Below are 23,621 nucleotides of genomic sequence, written 5' to 3' on the forward strand. Positions count from 1 at the left end.
CTCACTGCAGCTTGCACTTCGTTTCAGGCCGGTCAACTCCGAGGGTGTCGAGCTCGGAGACCTGATGCAGGAAACCTTCCTGCGGCGAGACCGAAACGACCATACGACCATCGGCCAGCAGGATCGGCTGGCGAAGCTGCAGATTCCAGTCTCGCAGGGTCAATCGCGTGCCCTTGAAGGCGGCGATCGAGAAATTCTTGCCCTTGAGGAAGGCGATGACCTTCCCGGGATCCCCCGAATTGGTGCGGGACGTGGCTTCCCCGATCATGCGCGCAGCGGTCCAGGCCTGCATGTCGAGCGCCGTCATGCGGCGCATGTTCAGCTTGACGAAGCGGTTCTGGATCTGGACCGCGCCCCATTGATCATGCGCGGCGTCCCAGCTGGTCGGCACCAGGCCGGCCGAGCCCGCCACAGGGCGCGGGTCCCAGGTCCGGTAAGGCAGGTAGTTCGCGAACACCTGGCTCTCGTCTGCGGCGACCAGCACGTCATAGGCCGGCGCCTGCTGCGTGAATACTGGCATCTGTCGCTGGATCAGCGTCACGCCAGAGTCGGTGCGGCGCGCGCCGCCGGTGTCCTCGAATGTCCGTTCCTGAACGATCTTGGCGCCGAAGCGCGTGGCGGCGCGGCGCAGCGCGTCGGCGTAGAGCTTGTCCTGATCGTGCGAGCCGGTCACCAGCAGCCAGCGCTTCCATTGCTTCCACACCAGGTATTGGCCCAGCGCGTCCGCCAGCATCGAGCGGGTCGGTGCGACATGGATGACATTGGCGCGGCAGTCCTGCTCGCGCAGCCGATCGTCGATCGCGCCCGCATTGAGCAGCACGGTGCCGCGGTCGCGCAGCGCGTCGGCGACCTTGAGCAGGGCATCGGCGGGGAGGTCGGTGATGATATAATCGTTGCGGCCGGCGAGATCGGTCGCGACCTTGGCGACATCGTCGTTGTCCTTGACCTTCACGTCGTCGAGCACGAAGCGCTGGTTGAGGAATTTCCCGGTCGTGTTGTTATCTTCGATCGCAAGGCGCGCACCGGCGATGCCGTCATTGTCGGCCGGTTGCTCGACCAGCGAGAGCGTCGATTTGACCCCGACATGGCCGAGATAGCCGATATGGATCTCGACGGGATCAGCCGCCAGCGCTCCGGTCGCCACCATGCTGAGCGCGATCGTGCCGATCAGCCGTCGGAACATAACTCCTCCCGCAGTCATTCTTCATCGAGCATGGCGTTGTCGGGCCATGCGTTGACATGCAAGATGCCGGAATTAGCCTGGCTTGCAACCCCGCTTTTTGTCGTTGCGAGATTACAAATTCGACTGGTTCACAATCATGAGATCAGTGTTCGCCTTCGTCATCTCTTTGCTGCTGATGTCTGCGCTGGCACACGCCGAACCGCCCAAGCTCGCGGTGTTCGACCTCGAGATGATCGACACCAGCCTTCAAGGGGAGGTGGACGGACCGCGGGCCGACGAACAGGCGCGACTGCTCCGGACCGGCAATCAGGTGCGCAAGGAGCTTGCAGATTCCGGCAAGTTCCGCGTGCTCGATATCGCGCCCGTCAATGCTGCGGCGCACGGCAGCAATCTTCAGGCCTGCGGTGGCTGCGACGTCAAGCTGGCCGGCGAGCTCGGCGCCGATCTCGTGATGACCGGCGTGGTGCAGAAGGTCTCCAACCTGATCCTCAACATCAATCTCTACCTGCGCGATGTGCATAGCGGGCAGTTGGTGGCGGCGGCGAGCGCCGATATGCGCGGCAACACCGACGAATCCTGGTCGCGCGCCACCGACTACCTCGTGCGCAACCGCCTGCTCGCGCCGAATTACGGCGTGCCGCAGGCACGATGAGCGGCGGGTGCCCGGATGATTTCGGAATATTAGAATAATAACCCTGAGTTGCCTGACGTGTCAACACTTCTGGTTGACCGCCGCCGGCTACTGTGCATGGGGTTGTTTTCGATATTTTGGTGTCATGCCGCCTTGGCACGGGAAAGCATCACGCATTCAGCCGCGCGGCGTGCCAGCGCAGATGATCGGCCATGAAGGTCGAGATGAAGTAATAGCTGTGGTCGTAGCCGGGTTGACGCCGCAGGGTCAGGGGAATGTTGGCCTTGTCGCAGGCGGCCTTCAGGAGCTCGGGCCGCAGCTGTTCGCTGAGGAATCCGTCGGCATCGCCGTAATCGACCAGCAGATCGGAAAAGCGCGCGCCATCTTCGATCAGCGCAACCGCATCATGCTTGCGCCAGGCCTGCTTGTTGCCGCCGAGATAGCCGCCCAGTGCCTTGTTGCCCCACGGCACCTGCGATGGCGCCACGATTGGCGCAAACGCGCTCGCCGCGCGATACCGATCGGGATGGCGCAGCGCCACCGTCAGCGCGCCATGGCCGCCCATGGAGTGACCGAGAATCGATTGCCGCGTCATATCGACCGGGAATTGCGCGGCGAGCAGTTTTGGTAATTCCTCGGTGACATAGCTCCACATCCGGTAATTGGTCGCGAACGGCTGCTCGGTCGCATCGACGTAGAAGCCGGCGCCGAGGCCAAAATCGTAGGAATTGGCGGGATCGCCGGGAACGCCTTCGCCGCGCGGGCTGGTGTCCGGCGCGACGAAGATCAGGCCGAGCTCGGCGCATGCCTGCCGGAATTCACCTTTCTCGGTGACATTGGCGTGCGTGCAGGTCAGCCCCGACAGATAGGTGACGACGGGCAGCTTGGCGCCGGCCGCATGGTCGGGGACGAATACCGAGAAGGTCATGTCCGTCTTGGTCTCGCGGCTTGGATGCCGATAAACGCCTTGCGTGCCGCCATGCGACTTGTTCTGGGAAACCGTCTGCATTGTTGCATTCCTCTGTATTGGAGTGCGACGTCAGGCGACGCCGCTCTCGATCGCGAGGCGCACCAGCTCTGCCGAGGTGCGTACGCCAAGCTTCTGGCGCATGATCGATGACGTGTTCGCGACCGTCTTGTATGACGAATGCACCAGCCAGGCGATCTCCGACAGGCTCTTGCCGGAACTGAGCAGGCGCAGGATCTCCATCTCGCGCGACGTGAGCCTGGAAAGCGGATTCTGCGCAAAGCCTGGCCGCGCGAAGGCGACATTGCGTGCGATCGCCGGCGGCAGATAGACGCCACCTTTGCCGACCTCGCGCACCGCCTCCACCAGATCGTTGGGATCGCCGGTCTTCGAGACGTAACCCTTGGCGCCGATGTCGATGGCGCGGGCGGCGAACACCGGGTCGTCGTTCATGCTGAACATGATGAGACGCGCGGATGCATCGTGCGTCAGGATGCGGCGCGCCAACTCGAAGCCGGACACGGTCGGCAAGTTGATGTCGATCACGCAGAGATCGGGCTTCTCCGCGACGAACGCCCGCTCGCCGCTCTCGGCATCCGCGGCTTCCAGCAGGGTGATCTCGGGATCGTCGGCGAACACGGTGCGACACCCGGAAGCAACGATGGGATGATCATCAACGATCAGAATGCGCATGGCGTTGTTCCGGCGACCTGCTTCGACGAGCTCATCGTCACATCGATTTGCACGAAGACACCTCGGTTCCGACCGCTTGTGCACCTCGCACGGGATTGCGATAGGGTGCGATTAGATAGCCGGGCAAATTTGGCTGTCAACGATCCTCTCGGAGGAGGGATCGCGGTCGGGGGCAACGTCATGTGGCAAAAGCTATCCTTGCGCGCACGGATCAACCTGCTGCTGGCGTTGATTCTGGCGCTTGGGCTCGGCATCAATATTGCGCGCCTCGTGCTCGAAGCGGGGCCGCGCGTCCAGGCCGAGGACCAGAGCGTGATCCGGCTGGCGCGCGAGTTTGTCGCGACGATGGTGGCCGGTCTCGACGAAGCGCCCGATCCCGATGCGCGGCTCGATCAGATCGTGCAGGACCTGAGCCGACTGCGTCATGTCAGCATCACGCGGCATGATGACGCGACCGCAAGATCCCCCGAGCGCCCGCAGGATACCAGTGAACCGCGCGCCGCGCCGGAGTGGTTCGTCGCACTCGTCCATCCCGAACAGACCTCGGTGCGGGTGCCGGTCTCGGTCCACGGCAAGCCGCAATCGCTTGTCATCACCTCGCATCCGGACGACGAAATCGCCGAGATCTGGGACGGCATCGTCACCCAGCTCGAGATCGGCTCTGCGATCGCGGTGGCCCTGCTGCTGGTCACCATGTTGGTGGTCGGCCGCGCACTTGCACCGCTGGAAGCGCTGTCGCAGGTCATGACCAGCATCGAGGCCGGGGACTACGATGCACGCGTCGAGCCCGGCGGATCGCCCGAATTGGCCGCGATCTGTGCCAAACTGAACCATCTCGCGACGACCCTTGGCGAGGCCGTGGACAGCAAGCGGCAGCTCGCCGAGCGTGCGGTCTCGCTGCAGGATTCCGAACGCAAGGAGATCGCGCGCGAATTGCACGATGAGTTCGGGCCCTATCTGTTCGCGCTGCGCGCGCATGCCGGCGCGCTGACCCGGCTGTCGGAGGTCGAGAAGCCCGATCCCTCTGCACTGCGCAAGCACGGCAACGCAATCCTCGAGCAGGTCAACGCGCTCCAGCAGTTCACCCGCCGCATTCTGGAGCGACTGCGGCCGGTCGGTCTGGCCGAGCTCGGGCTCGCCGAAGCGCTCGGCGCGCTGGTGCGGATGTGGAGTGAGACGCATCCGGAGGTGGAGATCGAAAGCCGTATATCGCCTGATCTCGGCGAGACCGGCGAGATGGCCGATCTGACGATCTATCGCATCGTCCAGGAAGCGCTCACCAACGTGTTCCGCCACGCCGGCGCGACAGCGGTCGACATCACGATCGAGCCTGCGGAACGGCAGGCCGGTATGCGCGGCAGCCGCGGCTGCGCGCTGGTGCGGGTCCGCGACAACGGCCGCGGCCTGCTCAGGGATCACCGGCTCGGCCGCGGTTTGACCGGCATGCAGGAGCGGATCCTCGCGCTCGGAGGCGCGCTCAAGATCAATTCCAGCGATGACGGCGTGACGGTCGAGGCACTGGTGCCAACGGCCGCGCTGGTTTAGCGCGCGGTACGTGGCCAGTATGCGAAGACGGTCCATACCAGCACGAGCGCGCCGGCGATCCAGAGCACGATGATCGCGATCAGGCCCGCTCGGCTGGTCGGGCGCTGCAATAGAGCGTTGGCATTGGCGCGGCATTCGGTCATCACCTCGTCCGGAACAAGCGAGATCGCAAGCCAGATGCCGAGCGGCAGCAGCATCAGATCGTCGAGATAGCCGATGACCGGGATGAAATCCGGGATCAGGTCGATCGGCGACAGCGCATAGGCCGCGATGGCGACGGCGAGGGCCTTTGCGTACCACGGTACGCGCGGATCACGCGCCGCGAGATACAGCGCAACGCTGTCGCGCTTGAGGTTGCGCGCCCAGCCTTTGATCGAGGAAAGCTTGATGGCGGAGAGCATGGCGTGGCGCCTGCACGCCAGGCGAAGCGCTATTCCAGTACCACATCGACCGGCATGCCACCGTGCAGACCCCTGTGCACGGAGGAGGGCGCGATGCCAAAATACTTCCGGAATACGCGGCTGAAATGCGATGAACTCGAGAAGCCCCAGGAGAAAGCGACGTCCGTGATGGTCTTGCCGTTCTGGGATTCCAGCTCCTGCCGGCAGTTCTGCAGCCGGGCCTTCCAGATGTAGTCGCTGACCGTCATGCCGCGATCGCTGAACAGCATGTGCAGATAACGCTTCGAGCAGCCGAGCGCCGCGGAAATGCGGTCGATGCAGAGATCCGGATCGCGCAGATGCTCGCGGATGAAGCCCTGGGCCCGCACATAGGTCGCCTCGGCGCTGCCGCGGTCGAACATCGCGCCGGTCTCGCGCAGCGGCAGCAAGAGCAGGTCGATCAGCGCGTCGGCCACGCCGACGGCATTGACCGGGGTCAGCGTCGGCGCCTCGCCGAACGCGGCATGGACGAAATCATAGGCGATGCGGCCGGTGCCGTTGCGTGCCGAGAGCTTGCATGGCGCCATCTTGGAGAGCTGGAAGCCGCGCTCCTTGAGCAGGTCCTTCGGAACGATAACAACCTCATGACGCGTCAGGGACGGGCTGATGATCGTATGCGGACACGACACGTCGTAGGCGAAGCAGTCGCCCGGCATGATGTCGAAGTGCAGACCGTCCTGCTCGAAATGCGAGACACCGTGCGTTTGGAACACGATCTTGATGTAGGGGTGTTCGCTGAGCCTGATGCGCGAGACGGTATGCGCGATGCGATGCTGACTTGCCTCGATCTGGCACAGCTTCAGCCGCGATACGGTGGTGAAATTGATCCGGCCCTCGAGCGAGGATCCTTCCAGCGCATCGACGTCGAACTGACCGCAAAGGTCAGTGAGCGCGTCCGACCAGCGCTGGATCTGCCGTTTGGGTGTCAATCCGTTCGTGCTGAGTGAATGGACTGTGTCGGTCATCTTTCCAGCCACCGATTCGATCCCCAACGTGACTGCCCACCGCGCCTAATTCTGGTCCGGGATGATGCGCCTTCTCCCTGACTCTGAACAGTTTCGGGAGGCGGCGGGAATTCTTCCCGATCAAAGCCGGGGCGATCCTCCGACTTAGTTCTGGGCGCGTCAAGCGCAACCTTAGCACGCGTCAAGCTGGCGCTCGCATTGCGCCGGCTGCGATTGATGCTCTGCAACATGAAGCAAGCTTTTCCACCTGCTCGGGAGCGGCTGCAAAAATCTGACCTAGCTTCGCTTTTGAGCAAACGGCTCTTCTCTATTGGGCAAGTCAGCTGGGTTCGATCGGACTACGAATGAGGTACCAAAATGGAAGAAGTGGGGCCGCCTCGGCGGAAACCCTTGAGCTCTTGAACCTGGGAGGAAATCCACGATGCGCAAGCTGCTTTACGCGACCAGCCTTGGGGCAATGGCGGTATTTGCCGCCGGAGCTGCCAACGCCAATGACGAACTCCAGAAGATGTCGCAGAACCCGAAAGACTGGGTGATGCCGACGGGCGATTACACCAATCAGCGCTTTTCGAAGCTGAATCAAATCAACGCCTCGAACGTCGGAAAGTTGCAGGTAGCATGGACGTTTTCGACCGGCGTGCTGCGCGGTCACGAAGGCGGCCCGCTGATCATCGGCAACATGATGTACGTGCATACGCCATTCCCGAACAAGGTCTACGCTATTGACCTTTCCAAGGACAACCAGATCGTCTGGAAGTACGAGCCCAAGCAGGATCCGAACGTCATTCCGGTGATGTGCTGCGACACCGTCAACCGTGGCGTCGCCTATGGTGACGGCAAGATTTTCCTGCACCAGGCCGATACCACGCTGGTTGCGCTCGATGCCAAGACCGGCAAGGTGGAGTGGAGCGTCAAGAACGGCGATCCGAGCAAGGGATCGACCGGCACCTCCGCACCGATGGTGATCAAGGACAAGGTCCTGATCGGCATCTCCGGTGGCGAGTTCGGCGTTCAGGCCCACATGAGCGCCTACGACATCAAGACCGGCAAGCTGGTCTGGCGCGGCTTCTCGGAAGGTCCGGATGACCAGATACTGGTCGATGACAAGACCACCGAGCTTGGCAAGCCGATCGGCAAGGACTCGAGCCTGAAGACGTGGCAAGGCGATCAGTGGAAGATCGGCGGCGGCGCGACCTGGGGCTGGATCTCCTACGATCCCGAACTGAACCTCGTGTACTACGGATCGGGCAACCCCTCGACCTGGAATCCGAAGCAGCGCCCCGGCGACAACAAATGGTCGATGACGATCTGGGCGCGGAACCCGGATACCGGCGTTGCCAAGTGGGTCTATCAGATGACGCCCCATGACGAATGGGACTATGACGGCGTCAACGAGATGATCCTGTCGGATCAGAACATCGACGGCAAGGCGCGCAAGCTGCTGACGCATTTCGATCGTAACGGCCTCGGCTACACGCTCGATCGCGCCACCGGCGAACTGCTGGTTGCCGACAAGTATGATCCGAAGGTGAACTGGACCTCCGGTGTCGACATGAACAAGAGCTCGCCGACCTATGGTCGTCCGAAGGTTCTTGACGCAGCGTCGACCGACAAGGCCGGCGAAGACCACAACGTCAAGGGCATCTGCCCCGCAGCGCTGGGGTCGAAGGACGAGCAGCCGGCGGCCTACTCGCCGGACACGCAGCTGTTCTATGTGCCGACCAACCACGTCTGCATGGACTACGAGCCGTTCAAGGTCAGTTACACCGCAGGTCAGCCCTATGTGGGCGCGACCCTGTCGATGTATCCGCCTCCCGGCGAGACCAACATGGGCAACTTCATCGCCTGGGACGGCAAGACCGGCAAGATCGTCTGGTCGAACAAGGAGCAGTTCTCGGTCTGGTCGGGTGCGCTCGCGACCGCCGGCGGCGTGGTGTTCTACGGCACGCTGGAAGGCTACCTGAAGGCAGTCGACGCCAAGACGGGCAAGGAGCTCTACAAGTTCAAGACTCCGTCCGGCATCATCGGCAACGTCACCACCTATGAAAACGGCGGCAAGCAGTACATCGCCGTGCTGTCGGGTGTTGGCGGTTGGGCAGGCATCGGCCTCGCGGCTGGTCTGACTGATCCGACGGCCGGTCTCGGTGCAGTCGGCGGCTATGCGGCGCTGAGCAACTACACCGCGCTCGGCGGGACGCTCACCGTGTTCTCGCTGCCGCAGTGAGCTGAGCAACCCTCGTTCCGGCGCATGGAGCGGTCTCCATGCGCCGGTCCGTCTTCAATCCGCATGCGAGGATATGCTTTTGCGTAAGATCTGGTCTGTGACTGCCGCGATCTTCGTCGTGGCAATGGGAGGAGTTGCCTCCGCCGAGGACGTAGGTGATCCGACCGCCGTCAAGTCGGAGGACGGCAAGTATCTCGACAAGGATGGAAACCCGACGTTTAAGGTCGCGTCCGACGGTACGGTGGATTGGTACACCTACTCCGGCTACCGCCGTTATCATTCGGAATGCCACGTCTGTCACGGACCCGACGGCATGGGCTCGACTTACGCGCCGGCATTGAAGGATTCGCTGAAGACCATGAGCTATGCCGACTTCATGGGCGTGGTCGCGAGCGGGCGCAAGAACGTGTCGACGTCGCAGGAAAACGTCATGCCGGCATTCGGCGATAATCCGAACGTTGCCTGCTACATGGACGACCTCTATGTGTACCTGCGCGCCCGCGCCAATGATGCGGTTGGGCGTGTTCGACCGGCCAAGCACGAAGACAAGTCGGAAGCCTATGGCAAGGCGGAAGACGCCTGCATGGGTAACAAGAACTGAGCCTGTCCGGCGCGAATGAGAAACCTGTTTGATGTTTTGTGGAGACCAAGATGAAGACCCGCGCCGCAGTCGCATTTGAAGCCAAGAAGCCGCTTGAGATCGTCGAGCTCGACCTGGAAGGCCCCAAGGCCGGCGAGGTCCTTGTCGAGATCAAGGCGACGGGAATCTGCCATACCGACGCCTACACGCTCGACGGCTTCGACAGCGAAGGCATCTTCCCCTCGGTGCTCGGGCACGAAGGCGCCGGCATTGTTCGCGAGGTCGGCGCCGGCGTGACGTCGGTGAAGCCTGGCGATCACGTGATCCCGCTCTACACGCCCGAATGCCGCCAGTGCAAAAGCTGTCTCAGCCAGAAGACCAATCTTTGCACCGCGATCCGCGCGACGCAGGGCAAGGGCGTGATGCCCGACGGCACCTCGCGCTTCAGCTACAAGGGCAAGACGGTCTTCCACTATATGGGCTGCTCGACCTTCTCGAACTTCACCGTGCTGCCTGAGATCGCGGTGGCGAAGATCCGCGAGGACGCGCCGTTCGACAAGAGCTGCTACATCGGCTGCGGCGTCACCACCGGCGTCGGTGCCGTCGTCAATACCGCCAAGGTGACGCCGGGCTCCAACGTCGTGGTGTTCGGCCTCGGCGGCATCGGCCTCAATGTGATCCAGGGCGCCAAGATGGTGGGCGCCGACAAGATCATCGGCGTCGACATCAACGATTCCAAGGACAATTGGGGCCGCCAGTTCGGCATGACGCATTTCGTCAATCCGACCAAGGTGAGCGGCGATATCGTGCAGCATTTGGTGGGCCTGACCGACGGCGGCGCCGACTACACCTTCGACTGCACCGGCAACACCAACGTGATGCGCCAGGCGCTGGAAGCCTGCCACCGCGGCTGGGGCGTGTCGGTCGTGATCGGCGTCGCGGAATCCGGCAAGGAGATCGCAACCCGGCCGTTCCAGCTCGTCACCGGACGGGTCTGGAAAGGCACTGCGTTCGGCGGCGCGCGCGGTCGCACCGACGTGCCCAAGATCGTCGACTGGTACATGAACGGAAAGATCCAGATCGATCCGATGATCACCCACGTGCTGAAGCTCGACGAGATCAATAAGGGCTTCGACCTGATGCACGAGGGCAAATCGATCCGTTCGGTCGTCGTGTTCTGAAATCAAAACACCAAGCACTAGGAGGATAGGTCAATGACTGTTCATATCCACCCGTCAGTCGACAATGGCGTCAAGCAAGGCTCCGGCAATTTTGCCGGCGGCACGCTGGTCTGCAAATGCGCGGACAAGAAGGTCAAGGTCGGAATCAAGGGCGACGTCGCCCACAACCACGCCTGCGGCTGCACCAAGTGCTGGAAGCCGGCCGGCGCCACCTTCTCGGTGGTGGCGGTCGTTCCGCGCGAGAACGTCACCGTGCTGGAGAACGGCGACAAGCTGAAGATCGTGGATAGCGCGGCGGTGATCCAGCGCCATGCCTGCACCGGATGCGGCACGCACATGTATGGCCGGATCGAGAACAAGGGCCATCCGTTCTACGGCCTCGACTTCATCCATCCCGAACTGTTCCAGGAGCCCGGCTCGGCGGCTCCGGGATTTGCCGCCTTCGTGTCGTCGGTGATCGAGTCGGGCGTCAAGCCGGCGGATATGGCCGGGATCAGGTCGCGGCTCAAGGAGCTTGGGCTCGAGCCCTATGACTGCCTGTCGCCGGCGCTGATGGACGCCATTGCCACCCACGTGGCGAAATCCAAGGCAGCCTGACCAACAAGGCAGCCTGACAAGGGCGGCATGACGTCCGCCCTGACGAGATTCGGCGCCGGCAGAGGGTCTGCTGGCGACGGATATGCTGGTAGTACCCGTGACCTTGAACCTTGCATGCCCTGCGGGCGACCACAGGGCATGCATTTTGTTTTCCGCCTTGCCCTTGTCCTGTCCCCGATCCTGATCCTGTCGCCGGCCCGCGCCGCGTCGCCGGAGGACCGCTACATCGCCGCGCGTGACGCCGCGATCGCCAAATTCGCCAAGCTGTCGAACGACAACAAGATCAACGAGGCCGTGGACAAGGCCGAGGCTGCCGCGCGCGACGACCTGAAAGGGCAACTGATCGCCATCCTGTCGCAGCCCGCCCGACCGGGCTTTGCGCCCGCGCAGCTCAATCTCGACACACTATATAGGGGCGATATGGGGTTCGGCATGCTGGACGGCCTCCGCTTCGATGCCGACAAGGGCAGGGACGGCGGCAAGATCGGCGAAAAGCGCGCCGACGGCAGCTTCGTCGAGCCGAAAGCCCATATCATCGTCACCTCCGAAGCCCTGTTCACGCGCTGGCTGCACGAGCACAAGACGTGGTGGGACAAGGGCAGCAAGAACGTGCCGCAGCAGATCGAACCGGCCCTGAAGTTCGAGGGCCTGTACACGCAAGCGATTTCGACCGACGCAGCGGTGATCAACTTCAACGAGTTGCCGGTCGTCAAACCGGCCTCAGCCACCCTGACTTATGGTTTCCTGGCCGGCCGCACCCAGGACACGGCCCCAGAGGCCGCCGACGAGGTATTTGTCGCCGCACTTGCCAACGGCAAATTCTACATCGCCTATGGCGAGATCGAACCCGCCGTGAAGGTACCGGCCTGTACGGCGATCCGGACCGATTACAACAAGAAGGCCGACGAAGCGGCCGAGAAGCTCGAGCGCAAGCAGATCACCAGGGCGGCCTATGACAAGCTCGGCGACCTGCGCCAGCAGGGCGAGGACGCATTCAAGCGCTGCTTCGTTCAGCATGCCCCGGAGCAGCCGGCATTCGCCGAAGCCACCAAGCAGGCGCAGGCGCTGCTGGAGACGGCGCTCGGCAAATAACCTCACATCGCGGTTTGATCGGCTGGTGGTCCGACCTTATCTTTCCCGGGCAGCCTTCGAGCCCCGGGGAGACGCCATGACTACCGCCATCAGCCCGTTTCGCATCGCCGTCAGCGACGACGTCCTCGAGGATCTCCGCACCCGGCTGCGCCGAACCCGCTGGCCCGAGGCCGAGCTGGTCGACGACTGGAGCCAGGGCGCGCCGCTGCAATGGATCAAGGACGTCTGCAACTATTGGGCGGAGAGGTATGATTGGCGGCAGCGCGAGGCGCGGCTCAACCGTTTCAGCCAGTTCACGACCGAGATCGACGGGCTCGATATCCACTTCATCCATGTTCGCTCAAGGCATCCGGAGGCGAGGCCGCTGATCATCACTCATGGCTGGCCGGGATCGGTGGTCGAATTCCACAAGGTGATCGAACCGCTGACCGATCCGACGGCGCATGGCGGCGTTGCTGCCGACGCCTTCCATGTGGTGTGCCCGTCATTGCCGGGCTTCGGCTTCTCGGCCAAGCCGACTGCGACAGGCTGGGGCGTCGATCGCATCGCGAAGGCGTGGGCCATCCTGATGGAGCGGCTGGGCTACTCCAGGTACTTCGCGCAGGGCGGCGATTGGGGCTCCGCGGTCACGACCGCGATCGGCGGACAGGATGCGGCACACTGTGCCGGCATCCACATCACGCTTGCGATGTCGACCCGGCCCAATGTCGAGGGGCAGCCGACGCCGGAGGAAACCCGTGCACTCAACGGCATCAAATACTATGCCGACTGGGATTCCGGCTATTCCAAGCAGCAATCCACCAGGCCGCAGACGCTCGGTTACGCGCTGACGGATTCGCCGAGCGGGCAGGCGGCCTGGATCCTGGAAAAGTTCTGGGCCTGGACCGACTGCGACGGGCATCCTGAAAATATCCTCAGCCGTGACGAACTGCTCGACAATGTCATGCTGTACTGGGTGACCGCGACGGCCGCATCATCGGCACGGCTCTATTGGGAAAGCTTTGGGCCCGGCAAGCGAACCCCGCACAAGGTGACCGTGCCGACCGGTGTTGCCGTATTCCCCAAGGAGATCGTCACGCCGGTCCGCAAATGGATGGAGACGAATTTCACCAACATCCAGCATTGGCGCGAGATGCCGAAGGGGGGACATTTCTCCGCGTTCGAGCAGCCCGAACTGTTCGTCGGCGAGGTGCGGGAGTTCTTCGGCAAGCTTCGTTAGCGGTGTCGTCGGCCGCGTAGGATGGGTAGAGTGAAGCGAAACCCATACCTACGGACCAGAACTGCGACGAACTACAGCAATCCCCGATAAATCCCCGGCGCTGAGCCTTCGATGGCCACCGCGCCGACAGCCTTCGAGTAGAATTCTGCCGGCCCGACGCCGCCGATGATGGCGTAGCCGAAGCCCTGGTGCTTCATGTCCTCGAGACAGGCGAACAACAGTGCCTTGCCGATGCCGCCCTGCTGCGCCTTCGGCGCGACGCCGGTCGGACCGAAGAAGTTGCGACAGGCCGCGTCATAGCAGGCGAACCCCGCGATCTTCTTCTGTTGGATCGCGATGAAGCAGGAGGCCGGTTGGCGGCTGAACGCGACCTCGGTTTCGCTGGCCCATGCCTCGCTGAATGTTTCCCGTACCCAGGTCACGACCTTGTGCTTTTCGGGCGCGAGCGCCCGGCGCATGACAATTCCGGCCTTATGCAATCGATCATAGGCAGGCCGGGGATCGGGCAGGGCGTACAGCTTGACGAGCATGTCCATCCGGCGAGCTTAGTTGAAAACGCGCCGCCGGCAAATCGCGGGGAGGGGGAGCTGGGGGCTAGCTGCGCAGCGGGTGTTTGGGCTTCGCACGCCCGGAATGACGATACGTCAGGGATGGCCGCGTTCGGCCGCTGGGAATGCTGCCTGAGCGGCAATCTCGCCAGCTCGCCAGCACCGCACCGCGTGCCCGTCGGTACGCGTTTGCAGCGCAGGCCCGGGCTCGCGCCGGCATACCGCTTCGGCGTAGCGGCAGCGCGGACTGAATGCGCATCCGTCCGGCGGATTGAGCGGATTGGGCAACTCGCCCCTTGTCGTCGCGAGCGGCGCGCGGCGCAGCGGGTCGGGAATGGCGGCGATCAGGGTTTGCGTATACGGGTGCGCCGGCCCTTCGAAGATCTCGCGCCAGCCCCCTGTCTCCACAATGTGGCCGAGATACATGACCGCGACCCGATCGCTCATGTGCTCGACGACGCCGAGGTCGTGGCTGATCATGATGTAGGAGAGGCCGAGACTCTCCTTCAGTTCCAGCAGCAGATTGATGATCTGGGCACGGATCGAGACATCGAGCGCCGAGACCGGTTCGTCGCAGATGACGATCTTGGGATTGAGGATCAGCGCGCGGGCGATGCCGATGCGCTGGCGCTGGCCACCTGAGAATTCATGCGGGTAGCGGCCGGCCTGCTCGGGTCGCAGGCCGACATGTTTGAGCATCGCCGCAACCCGTTCGTCGATTTCGCTCTTCGCCGTCACGCCATGCAGGCGCAGCGGGTCTTCGAGCGTGCGGCGAACGGTCTGGCGCGGATTGAGCGAGGCGTAGGGATCCTGAAACACCATCTGGGCGGTACGGGCCAGCAGCTTTCGATCGACCGATCGCTGGCCCGTCACGACGTTGCCGTCGAGCACGATCCGGCCTCGCGTCGGCGTCAGCAGCCCAAGCAGCGAAAGCGCGACGGTGGACTTGCCGCAGCCGGATTCGCCGACCAGGCCGAGGCACTCACCGCGCTTCAGTTCCAGATCGATGCCGTCGACTGCGCGCAGAAGCCGCCGGCCGCCGCCCAAGAGGCCGCCGCCGAGCGGAAAATGAACCGCGAGATCTTCGACGCTGAGGATGACATCGTCGCCGGGCCTCGTTGCGGGCTCATGCATGGTGATGGCACCTCACGAGGCCGCCTGCGTCCAGCCATGTCGTCTCAGGTGCGGTGGCACGGCAGATCTCGGTTGCCCGTGCGCAACGCGGATTGAAGCGGCAGCCGCTCGGAAAGTCTGTGATCGCCGGGACGACGCCGGCGATTTCCCTGAGCCGCGACCGGCCGAGTGCTGCGCGGCTCCCCAGCCGTGGCAGCGAGTCGACCAGGCCTTGCGTGTAGGGATGCGCGCAGGCGCGGAAGATGTCGTCCGAGCCGCGTTCCTCGACGATGCGTCCGGCATACATGACGCCGACGCGGCGGCAGACGTTGGCGACGAGGCCTAGATCGTGGCTGATCATCAGGATCGCCGTGCCGCGCTCGGCGCACAGGTTGCGCATCAGCTCGATGATCTCCGCCTGCACTGTGACATCGAGCGCGGTGGTCGGCTCGTCGGCGATCAGAAGATCCGGATCGCATGCCAGCGCGATAGCGATCATCACGCGCTGGCGCATGCCGCCCGAAAGCTGGTGCGGGTAGTCCTTCACCCGCCGCTCCGGTGCCGGAACACGCACGTTCGCCAGCGCCTCGACGGCCAACTGATCTGCCTCGCGCCAGCTCTTGCCCTTGTGCAGCACGAACATCTCCGCGATCTGCCGGCCGACCGGCGAGACCGGATTGAGCGCCGTCATCGGCTCCTGGAAGATCATGGCGATGCGATTGCCGCGCAGCGCGCGCTGCTCGGCCGCGGAAAGTCCCTGAATCTCGCGGCCCTCGAAACGTATCGCTCCGGCGGCGACCGAGAGCGGCCGGCGCAGCAGGCCGATCAAGGCGAGCGCCGTGATGCTCTTGCCGCAGCCGGATTCGCCGACAAGGCCGAATGTCTCGCCGCGATCGATGCGGAATGAAACACCCTCGACCGCCGCAACATGCTTGGCGCCGTCGTCGAGATCGATTCGCAAGTCCTCGACTTCGATCAGCGGAGCGGCCGTCATGAGCGCCGGCTCCGCGACTGGGGATCGAGCACGTCACGCAAGCCGTCGCCCAGCAGATTGAGGCCGAGCACCGTCAGGAATATCGCAAGGCCCGGGAAGACGGACAGCCACGGCGCCGTGGTGATCTGGTCGCGCGCCTCCGACAGCATGCTGCCCCAGCTTGGATAGGGCGGACGGATGCCGAGGCCCAGAAATGAAAGCGAGGCCTCGGCTAGGACCGCGCCGCCCATGCCGAGCGTGCCGATGACGATGATGGGGCCGACCATGTTCGGCAGCAGCTGCGTGATCATGATGCGCAGATCGCCATACCCGAGCACTCTTGCGGCCTGCACATAGCCCTGGCTCTTCAGCGACAGCGTCGAGGCGCGTGCGATCCGGCAGGTGAACGACCAGTTGGTCAATCCGAGCGCGATCAGGAGGCTGGTCAGGCCGGGCCCAAGCACCGCCATGATGGCGAGTGCGAAGATCAGTGAGGGGATGGCGAGCATCAGATTGGTCAGCCCGTTGACGAAATCGTCCCACCAGCCGCCCCAATAGCCCGCAGTCAGGCCCAGCGTCACACCGATGACGCTGTTGACGAGCTGCGAGACGATGCCGACCGTCAGCGAGATCCGCGCGCCGTGGACGACGCGGGAATAGATATCGCGGCCCTGCGCATCGGTGCCGAACCACCAGGTCCAGCTCGGCGGTTCTTCCGCATTCATGAGGTTGGCGCCCATGACCGGATCGGTATGGGCGAGCCACGGTGCGAACAGGCCGACGAAGATCGCAAGCGCGAACAGCACCCCGCCGATGATTGCACTGGTCCCAAGCCTCATCGCGGCCGCTCCGCGGGGGCAGGCTGCACGATCGAACGGGCGCTGACGTGATGAGACCGGCCGCCGCTCATGCGTATCTGATCCTGGGGTCGATCACGCCATAGAGCAGATCAACCAATGTATTGACGGTGAGGAAGAACAGCACCACCACGAGAATGGTGCCCTGGACGGCGGGAATATCGCGCTGCAGGACGCTGTCGACCAGCAAGGAGCCGATGCCGGGCCAGGAAAACAGTTTCTCGACGACGACGGCCTGGCCCATCACGACGCCGAATTGCAGGCCGATCGCGGTCAGAATGATGACGAGGGCATTGCGCATCACGTGCCACGTCACGACCCGGGTCTCGCTCATGCCCTTGGAGCGTGCGGTGCGGACGAAATCTGCGGTCATGATCTCGAGTACCGCGGCCCGCGTCGTCCGCGCCAGCAGCGCCATTGGCGAGACGCCGAGCGTTACGGCAGGCAGGAGCAGATATTTGAGGCTGCCATCGCCATAGCCGAAACTCGGCAGCCAGCCGAGCTTCAATGCAAACAGATACATCAGCAGCAGCCCGAGCCAGAATTTGGCCATCGAGAGGCCCGACACCGCCAGCACCATCGAGATCGTGTCGACAATGCTGCCCGGCCTCAGCGCGGCGATGAAGCCGAGCGGTACGCCGACGGCAATCGCAAACGCCAGGGCTGCGAAGATCAGCTGCAGCGTCGGCCACATCCGTTTGGCGACCATGGTCGTGACCGGCTCGCGGGTCCGGAACGAGGTCCCGAAATCACCCGTCGTGAGCTTGGCGACATAGGAGCCGAAACGCACATAGACGGGATCGTCGAGCCCGAGCTGCTTCTTCATGCGTTCCACGACCTGTGGGTCGGTCGGGCCTCGGCCGTCATCGCCCATGCTCGACACGATGCTGCCCGGAACGACGCTGAACAACACGAAGATCAACAGCACGACGGCCAGCACGGTCGGAATGGTTTGCAGGACTCGACGGATCGCGAAGGACAGCATGGGGCGCTCTCCTCACTCCCTCGATCGTTTGTCGCGATGGAGGAGCATGGCACCTGTCACTGCGCGGGCGAGGTCTCGTCGACCCAGAGGTCTTCGACATTCTGATGGGTCAGCTCGGTTGCATCCAGCTGAATTCCCTTGAGCCAGGGCTGCACCGCCATGACAGCCTTGTTGTAGTTGAAGAACCAGATCGGCGCTTCCTCCTGCAGCAGCGCATTGGCCTTTTGCAGCAGCTGGACGCGCTTTGTGGCATCGTCGGTCTGGCCGGCGTCATCGATGATCTTGTCGAAGTCCGGGTTCTTGAAGGTCGTGTAGTTGCAGGCCGATTGCGGCGTCGCCGAATGGAAGCATTTGAGCGCTGCCTGCGGATCCGGGCCGGTGGCCTGGGAATAGATGAAGGCCTGGAAGTCGCCCTTGCGGATGACCTCTGCCAGCACCGCTGTCTCGATCTGCTTGACCTTCACCTTGATGCCCGCCTTGTCCAGCATCGGGATCGCGGCTTCGACGATCGGCAGGCCCCAGCTTTCGTTCTGGCTGGTGGTCCATTCGAATTCAAAGCCGTTGGGATAACCCGCATCCGCGAGCAATTGCTTCGCCTTCGCTGGATCGTAGGGATAGGGCTTCATGGTTTTGTCGTATGCCGGCGAGGTCAAAGGCAGCCAACTCGTGGCGCGATAGGCCTTGCCCTTGACCAGCTTGCTGATGATCAGATCGGCATCGATCGCATAGTTGACGGCCTGCCGAACCCGCTTGTCGGAGAACGGCTTGAACGTCGGATTCATCCCCATGTAGCGGGTGAAGACCTCGGCGACCTCGACGATGGTGCCCTTGAGGTTGGGATCGGCCTGATAGGCGACGTATTGCGCCGGCCCCAGCACCGAGGTGTCGATTTCCTTGTTGCGGAAGGCGACATCGCGCGCCGCGGCTTCGCCCATCAGCGATATCACGACCTTGTCGGCATATGGCTTGCCGGGCTTGTAGAACCGGTCCCAGCGTTCCAGCACGATGCGCGATCCCGGCACGTGCTCGACGAACTTGAACGGACCAAGACCGATCGGCTTCTGGAGGAAGCTTTCCTTTCCGCCCTCGTCGGCGGGGTAGATCGAGGTCAACGCGGTGAAGAAATAGAAGGCGGGATCGACCTTCTCGGTCAGCTTCATTTCGAGGGTGAAGTCGTCGATCTTCTTCAGGCCGGAGATTTCCTTGGCCTGGCCTTTCTCTACCTCGGCCGCGCCCTCGATCAGGCGGACGAAACGGGCGCCGGGATAGGCCTTGGTGCCGTCCATGATGCGGTTGTAGGACCAGATGATGTCGTCGGCCGTCATCTTGCGGCCGTTGTGGAAATAGGCGTCGTCGCGTAGCTTGAACGTATAGATGAGACCGCCGCCCGAGACGGTGACCTCCTTGGCAAGTTCCAGCACCGGCTTGCCCTCGGTCGAGTCCCAGATGTAGAGCGAGCGGTGCAGGGCCTTGGCGTAGATCTCGTCCTGGGCGCGCGGTGTGGTGTGGATGTCCATGCTGGTGAAGCTGGAGCCATAGGGCGCCGTCATGCGAATGGTCCCGCCCTTGCGCGGTGTCTGGGCCTCCGCTGTGGCGGCGAGCGCGAGCCCGAGGCCGACCGCGATCGCAAACATCTTGAACTTCATGCTTCCCCCAACGCTACAGACGCGTTCCGATCAGCGAGTTGACCATCGGCAGTACGTCAAGCGCAAGGGTCCTCGTGTCATGTCGGGGGTGACCGGCACCAAATATTTCCGTCGGCTCGGTGCGAAGGGCAGGATCAACGAAACGCCGCAGGTTGCACGCATCTGGTCCGAAGGACCGCGTCGCTCACCGGTCACCATGTGAGCGCGCCGGAAATCCCGCTTTGCAACTTTTGCGAGTGTGCAAACGCTTACGATTGAAAGGGTTTCGGCTTTCGTCCCGAAATCGTGCAGCCAGGTTCGGGGCGATCGGCACCCGGCTCGAGGGCGGAACGAAAAGCAAGACTCGGGCAAATGATGTCGCGAGAATGCGATGCTGTGGCCCCAACTGCACCTGTCATCGACGGGTCGAGCCGGGCGATGACACCGAGATGAACTACGCAATGACCGTACATCGTAGCGCGCGAGACCCATCCTCATCGTCGTCCCGGCGAAGGCCGCGACCCATAACCATAAGTGCTGATGCCGTGCACCGCCGGGACGACGAGTTCCGTCAACAATATTTCCGCGGCGTATGGGTCCCGCCTTCGGGACGACGGGGGGAAAGTCGCCTGTCCGATTCCCCCGGCGGCATCGCGGAAGATGTGTTACGACGCAACGTCGATCTCAATCCTCACTCCCGGTACGACGGATCGGCGCGATCGAGCTTGCGCAGCAGCGCGGGCCAGGCCAGCTCGCCATTGCGGGCGGCGCGGCCGGGCTTGGGCAGCATCCGCTCATAGGTGTCTTCGAGGATGTTTTGCGGCGGATAGATCAACTTGGTGTTGCAGGACAGCGCCATCACCTGGGTCTGGCAGGCGCGCTCGAGGCGGAACAGCACGTTGAACGCGGCCGGCACGGTGCGGCCGACGACGAGCAGGCCATGGTTGCGCAGGATCATCGCTTCGTTGTCGCCGAGGTCGCGCACCAGGCGCTCGCGCTCATCGACATTGTCGGCAATGCCTTCGAAGTCGTGATAGGCGATGTGCAGGAAGCGCATCGAGGTCTGCGCCAGCGGCAGCAGGCCGCATTCCATCGCGGACACCGCCATGCCGGCCGGGGTGTGGGTGTGCGCGACGCAATCCATGTCGTGCTTGGCCATGTGGATGGCGCTGTGAATGACGAAGCCGGCGACATTGACGTCGTAGTCGGTGGCGTTGAGCAGCGTGTTGCCCTCGACGTCGACCTTGATCAGGCTTGAGGCGTCGATCTCCTCGTACAGCATGCCGTAGGCGTTGATCAGGAACTGGTCGGTGGTGCCGGGCACGCGGCAGGAAATGTGGTTCGCGATCATCTCGGTCATGCCGTACATCGCCGTGAGGCGATAGCAGGCGGCGAGATCGACACGGGCTTGCCATTCCTCGGCGCTCACTTGCTCGCGAACGGATTTCACGACCTTGATCGCGGGCGAGCTGACGGGGGGATTCATGGCGTTCTCTCCTTGAGATGTCTGCGAGGCCGGGGCCCGATTGTTGCGCGGACCATAGCAGAATCGGTGACGCGGCAAGCGGCGGCGCGTCTGCTTATTTGCAGGTCTGGCGGGCAAAAACCGAATGCGGCATTGGCGCGCCGCACCTTCGATGTCAGGATGCGGAAAACAGTCGAGGCGCACAAGATGAGCGAACGCAAGATTCGTATTGCCGTCCTGCATTTTTCCCACGAAACCGTCTCGTTCCTGCCGAACGAGACCACGCTCGACGACTTCATCTATCCGGGCTCGCCGGCGAAGGGCGAGGCGCTGCTGCAGTTCGATCCCAAGAACTATATGGGCGGCTTCGTGCAGGTGGCGCGCGAGTTTTCCGAAGTCGAACTGGTCGGCATCGAATCCCCGCTCTGGCCGAAGACCTACACTGGGTCGGGCTGGGTCACCCAGGAGGCCTACCGGACCTTCACCGGCAGGATGATTGCCGGGCTCAAGGAGGACGGGCCGTTCGACGGGGTCTATCTGTGCCTGCATGGCGCGATGGCCGTGCGCGACGTGCCGCGGCCGGAGGCCGATCTGGCGCGGCAGGTGCGCGAGGTGGTCGGTCGCTCCGCCTTCATCGCCGCGACCTTCGATCCTCACGGCAATGAGGACGAGGCCTTCCTCGAGCAGGCGGACATGGCGTTCGCGGTCAAATATTTCCCGCACTATGATGCGCATCTGCAGGGCGAACGGGCGGCGCGCATGCTGGTGCGGGCGATCCGCGGCGACTACAGACCGGCGCATAAGACGATCAAGGTTCCCGTGATCTCGCCCACCGTGCTGCAATGGACCGGGGCGCGTCCGTGGATGGATCTCGTGCAGCGCGCGCTGGTGTGGGAGGGCCGCGAGGTCGACGTCTACGTCAATATCTTCTTCGGCTTCCCGTTCGCCGATGTTCCCGATGTCGGCATGACCGTGCAGGTTCTGACCAACGACAACCCGAAGCTCGCCGAGCAAATCGCGCGCGATCTCGCCGGCACGATCTGGCGGCTGCGCGAAGCTCTGTTGCGATCGACGAAACTCCACAGCATTGCCGAGGGCGTTGCGCTGGCAAAGCAGGCCGTCGCCGATGGCAACACGCCGGTGGTGCTGGCCGATCACAGCGACCGCTCGGGATCGGCGACGTGGCTGCTGCGCGAGATCATCGCGCAGGACCTCGCCAACACTGTCATCGCGACCATTGCCGATGCCAGGGCAACGGCAAGCCTGAAGGCGGCCGGCGCCAAGACCGGCGATGCCTTCGACATGGAGATCGGTGGCCGCGCTGACGAGTCGGCGGGCGATCCGGTCCGGATCCAGGGCACCATCTCGGCGGCGGGTGACGGCTACGGGAAGTTCTGGGTCTGCGTGCGCTTCGGCCGCAACAATGTGCTGATACTCTCCACCTACCTGGTGCAGGTCATGGAGCCGTTCTCTCTGAAGACGCTGGTGCCGGACATCGGCAGCTTCGATGTGATGGTGATCAAGTCGCGGGTGCATTTCCGGCGCGGCTTCGACGACAATGGCTTTGCCAGGACGATCCTGCTGGTCGAACCGGACCAGCCGTTCCTCGGCACGACGCGGCTGGACAAGCTGCCTTACCGGAATGTCGATCTCACGCGGTTCTACCCGTACGGCAATCCCGCGTTTTCGGAGGCGTCGTCATGACGGAAGGCCGCTATCGCCTGATCGGTTCGACTGCGTCGCCCTATGCGATCAAACTGCGGGCGCTGATGCGCTACCGGCGGATCCCGCACGACTGGGTGATCATGACCAAGGCGTTGCGCGCGGCGACAGCGCATCTGAAACCGATGCTGATTCCGGTGCTGCAATATCCCGACGGCAGCTATCGCGGCGAGACCACGACGCTGGCCTATGATCTGGAAGCGCGTCACCGGGGACGTTCGGTGATACCGGAGGACAAGGCCACAGCCTTCGTCTGCGATCTGCTCGAGGACCTCGCCGACGAATGGGCGGTGAAGCCGCTGTTTCTGTATCGCTGGTGGGATCCGGAAGATCAGGCCTATGTCTCGCGCTGGGCGGGCGAGGAGTGGTCGACGTCCGATGCCGCGGCCGGCAGCCGCGAGGAGATCGAGGAATTCCGGCAGCGGCAGATTTCGCGCATGGTCATCCTCGGTGCGACCGAAGAGAACAGGCCGTTGCTGGAGGAGAGCTATCGGCGGACTCTCGCAGCGTTCGAGCCGCATGTCGGCATGACGAATTATCTGTTCGGCAGCCGGCCGTCGCTGGCGGATTTCGCCTGGTTCGGCCAGCTCAGCGAGATGGCGACCGATCCGACCCCGATGCGGATCATGCGCGAGCGCGCGCCGTTCACCGATCATTGGGTGCGACGGCTCGATGATGCCTCGGGTGTCGAGGGCACCTGGTATCCGCGCGAGCAGGCGCTCGGCGGGTTCGCCGAAGCGCTACTGCGGATTGCGGGGGAGCTCTATCTGCCGTTCCTGGCCGCCAACGCGGACGCGTTCGCGAAGGGCCTCGAGCGGCTCGAGATCAATGTCTGGGGACTGCCTTATGCGCTGGCGCCGTTCAAATATCAGGTCAAGTGCCTGCAGCAGCTGCGCGACAAATTTGCCGCGCTCGATGCCGGAGATCGCGCGGCGTTGAAGGCCGTGCTTGAACGCACGGGATGCTGGGCGATCCTGTATGGAAGCTGATCGATCGAGGACGGTAACTAGGTTCAA

Annotated in this window: 22 protein-coding genes; 10 read left to right on the forward strand and 12 right to left on the reverse strand. The window is 63.4% G+C overall.

Features of this window, described 5'->3' with window-relative positions:
- Position 1 precedes the first annotated feature (1 nt).
- Positions 2–1,183 (reverse strand): ABC transporter substrate-binding protein, encoded by a 1,182-nt coding sequence (locus AKN83_RS17105; protein WP_050405243.1) that lies wholly within the window; start codon positions 1,181–1,183, stop codon positions 2–4.
- A gap of 136 nt (positions 1,184–1,319) precedes the next feature.
- Here AKN83_RS17105 and AKN83_RS17110 point away from each other — a divergent pair, with 136 nt between their 5' ends.
- Positions 1,320–1,835, forward strand: coding sequence for a DUF3280 domain-containing protein (locus AKN83_RS17110; protein WP_244522005.1), 516 nt, complete (start codon positions 1,320–1,322; stop codon positions 1,833–1,835).
- A gap of 148 nt (positions 1,836–1,983) precedes the next feature.
- On the opposite strand, the gene fghA is transcribed toward AKN83_RS17110, so the two are convergent.
- Both fghA and AKN83_RS17120 read right to left on the reverse strand, forming a co-directional pair.
- Positions 1,984–2,823 carry an S-formylglutathione hydrolase gene (gene fghA / locus AKN83_RS17115; protein WP_050405244.1) on the reverse strand — a complete coding sequence of 280 codons (840 nt, stop codon included), beginning with the start codon at positions 2,821–2,823 and terminating at the stop codon, positions 1,984–1,986.
- Positions 2,824–2,853: 30 nt separating this feature from the next.
- Positions 2,854–3,474 carry a response regulator transcription factor gene (locus tag AKN83_RS17120; RefSeq protein WP_050405245.1) on the reverse strand — a complete coding sequence of 207 codons (621 nt, stop codon included), beginning with the start codon at positions 3,472–3,474 and terminating at the stop codon, positions 2,854–2,856.
- Between the two features lie 180 nt (positions 3,475–3,654).
- On the opposite strand from AKN83_RS17120, the gene AKN83_RS17125 reads away from it, so the two are divergent.
- Entirely contained in the window at positions 3,655–5,019 is a 1,365-nt protein-coding gene (locus AKN83_RS17125) for a histidine kinase (protein ID WP_050405246.1), read from the forward strand.
- On the opposite strand, the gene AKN83_RS17130 is transcribed toward AKN83_RS17125, so the two are convergent.
- Both AKN83_RS17130 and AKN83_RS17135 read right to left on the reverse strand, forming a co-directional pair.
- Positions 5,016–5,420, reverse strand: coding sequence for a YkvA family protein (locus AKN83_RS17130; protein ID WP_050405247.1), 405 nt, complete (start codon positions 5,418–5,420; stop codon positions 5,016–5,018). The two genes, AKN83_RS17125 and AKN83_RS17130, sit on opposite strands and share 4 nt — an antisense overlap.
- 29 nt (positions 5,421–5,449) lie before the next feature.
- Positions 5,450–6,424 carry a helix-turn-helix domain-containing protein gene (locus tag AKN83_RS17135; RefSeq protein WP_050405340.1) on the reverse strand — a complete coding sequence of 325 codons (975 nt, stop codon included), beginning with the start codon at positions 6,422–6,424 and terminating at the stop codon, positions 5,450–5,452.
- A 421-nt stretch (positions 6,425–6,845) separates the two neighbouring features.
- On the opposite strand from AKN83_RS17135, the gene xoxF5 reads away from it, so the two are divergent.
- From xoxF5 to AKN83_RS17165, 6 genes are all read left to right on the forward strand, one after another.
- On the forward strand, positions 6,846–8,648 hold the full coding sequence (xoxF5, locus tag AKN83_RS17140; protein WP_050405248.1) for a lanthanide-dependent methanol dehydrogenase XoxF5: 1,803 nt from the start codon (positions 6,846–6,848) through the stop codon (positions 8,646–8,648).
- Between the two features lie 124 nt (positions 8,649–8,772).
- A complete protein-coding gene (locus AKN83_RS17145) occupies positions 8,773–9,249 on the forward strand; it encodes a c-type cytochrome, methanol metabolism-related (protein WP_050405341.1) in 477 nt (158 codons plus the stop codon).
- A 50-nt stretch (positions 9,250–9,299) separates the two neighbouring features.
- On the forward strand, positions 9,300–10,409 hold the full coding sequence (locus AKN83_RS17150; protein ID WP_050405342.1) for an S-(hydroxymethyl)glutathione dehydrogenase/class III alcohol dehydrogenase: 1,110 nt from the start codon (positions 9,300–9,302) through the stop codon (positions 10,407–10,409).
- Between the two features lie 33 nt (positions 10,410–10,442).
- Positions 10,443–11,006 carry an S-(hydroxymethyl)glutathione synthase gene (gene gfa, locus AKN83_RS17155; RefSeq protein ID WP_050405249.1) on the forward strand — a complete coding sequence of 188 codons (564 nt, stop codon included), beginning with the start codon at positions 10,443–10,445 and terminating at the stop codon, positions 11,004–11,006.
- A 138-nt stretch (positions 11,007–11,144) separates the two neighbouring features.
- On the forward strand, positions 11,145–12,098 hold the full coding sequence (locus AKN83_RS17160) for a hypothetical protein (RefSeq protein ID WP_050405250.1): 954 nt from the start codon (positions 11,145–11,147) through the stop codon (positions 12,096–12,098).
- Between the two features lie 76 nt (positions 12,099–12,174).
- Complete coding sequence (locus AKN83_RS17165) at positions 12,175–13,317, forward strand: epoxide hydrolase family protein (protein WP_050405251.1); 1,143 nt, start codon at positions 12,175–12,177, stop codon at positions 13,315–13,317.
- 71 nt (positions 13,318–13,388) lie between these two features.
- On the opposite strand, the gene AKN83_RS17170 is transcribed toward AKN83_RS17165, so the two are convergent.
- The 7 genes from AKN83_RS17170 to AKN83_RS17200 all read right to left on the reverse strand — a co-directional run bounded on the left by AKN83_RS17170 (position 13,389) and on the right by AKN83_RS17200 (position 20,904).
- Positions 13,389–13,853, reverse strand: coding sequence for a GNAT family N-acetyltransferase (locus AKN83_RS17170; protein ID WP_050405252.1), 465 nt, complete (start codon positions 13,851–13,853; stop codon positions 13,389–13,391).
- Positions 13,854–13,961: 108 nt separating this feature from the next.
- The gene (locus tag AKN83_RS17175) at positions 13,962–14,999 is read right to left on the reverse strand and encodes an ABC transporter ATP-binding protein (protein WP_050405253.1); all 1,038 of its coding nucleotides are present in this window, start codon (positions 14,997–14,999) and stop codon (positions 13,962–13,964) included.
- A complete protein-coding gene (locus AKN83_RS17180; protein ID WP_050405254.1) occupies positions 14,992–15,972 on the reverse strand; it encodes an ABC transporter ATP-binding protein in 981 nt (326 codons plus the stop codon). Before AKN83_RS17180 ends, AKN83_RS17175 begins: the two co-directional genes overlap by 8 nt.
- On the reverse strand, positions 15,969–16,790 hold the full coding sequence (locus tag AKN83_RS17185; protein WP_050405255.1) for an ABC transporter permease: 822 nt from the start codon (positions 16,788–16,790) through the stop codon (positions 15,969–15,971). Before AKN83_RS17185 ends, AKN83_RS17180 begins: the two co-directional genes overlap by 4 nt.
- 67 nt (positions 16,791–16,857) lie before the next feature.
- Positions 16,858–17,793: an ABC transporter permease gene (locus AKN83_RS17190; RefSeq protein WP_050405256.1), complete on the reverse strand. Its 936-nt coding sequence runs from the start codon at positions 17,791–17,793 to the stop codon at positions 16,858–16,860.
- Between the two features lie 56 nt (positions 17,794–17,849).
- On the reverse strand, positions 17,850–19,439 hold the full coding sequence (locus AKN83_RS17195; RefSeq protein WP_050405257.1) for an ABC transporter substrate-binding protein: 1,590 nt from the start codon (positions 19,437–19,439) through the stop codon (positions 17,850–17,852).
- A 670-nt stretch (positions 19,440–20,109) separates the two neighbouring features.
- Positions 20,110–20,904 (reverse strand): class II aldolase/adducin family protein, encoded by a 795-nt coding sequence (locus AKN83_RS17200; protein ID WP_050405258.1) that lies wholly within the window; start codon positions 20,902–20,904, stop codon positions 20,110–20,112.
- 186 nt (positions 20,905–21,090) lie between these two features.
- Here AKN83_RS17200 and AKN83_RS17205 point away from each other — a divergent pair, with 186 nt between their 5' ends.
- Together AKN83_RS17205 and AKN83_RS17210 are read left to right on the forward strand one after the other, a co-directional pair.
- Positions 21,091–22,587, forward strand: coding sequence for a M81 family metallopeptidase (locus tag AKN83_RS17205; protein WP_050405343.1), 1,497 nt, complete (start codon positions 21,091–21,093; stop codon positions 22,585–22,587).
- Positions 22,584–23,594, forward strand: coding sequence for a glutathione S-transferase N-terminal domain-containing protein (locus tag AKN83_RS17210; protein ID WP_050405259.1), 1,011 nt, complete (start codon positions 22,584–22,586; stop codon positions 23,592–23,594). The genes AKN83_RS17205 and AKN83_RS17210 overlap by 4 nt, the downstream gene beginning before the upstream one ends.
- The last annotated feature ends 27 nt before the right edge of the window (positions 23,595–23,621 follow it).

Source organism: Bradyrhizobium embrapense (genome assembly GCF_001189235.2).
Classification (GTDB): Bacteria; Pseudomonadota; Alphaproteobacteria; order Rhizobiales; family Xanthobacteraceae; genus Bradyrhizobium; species Bradyrhizobium embrapense.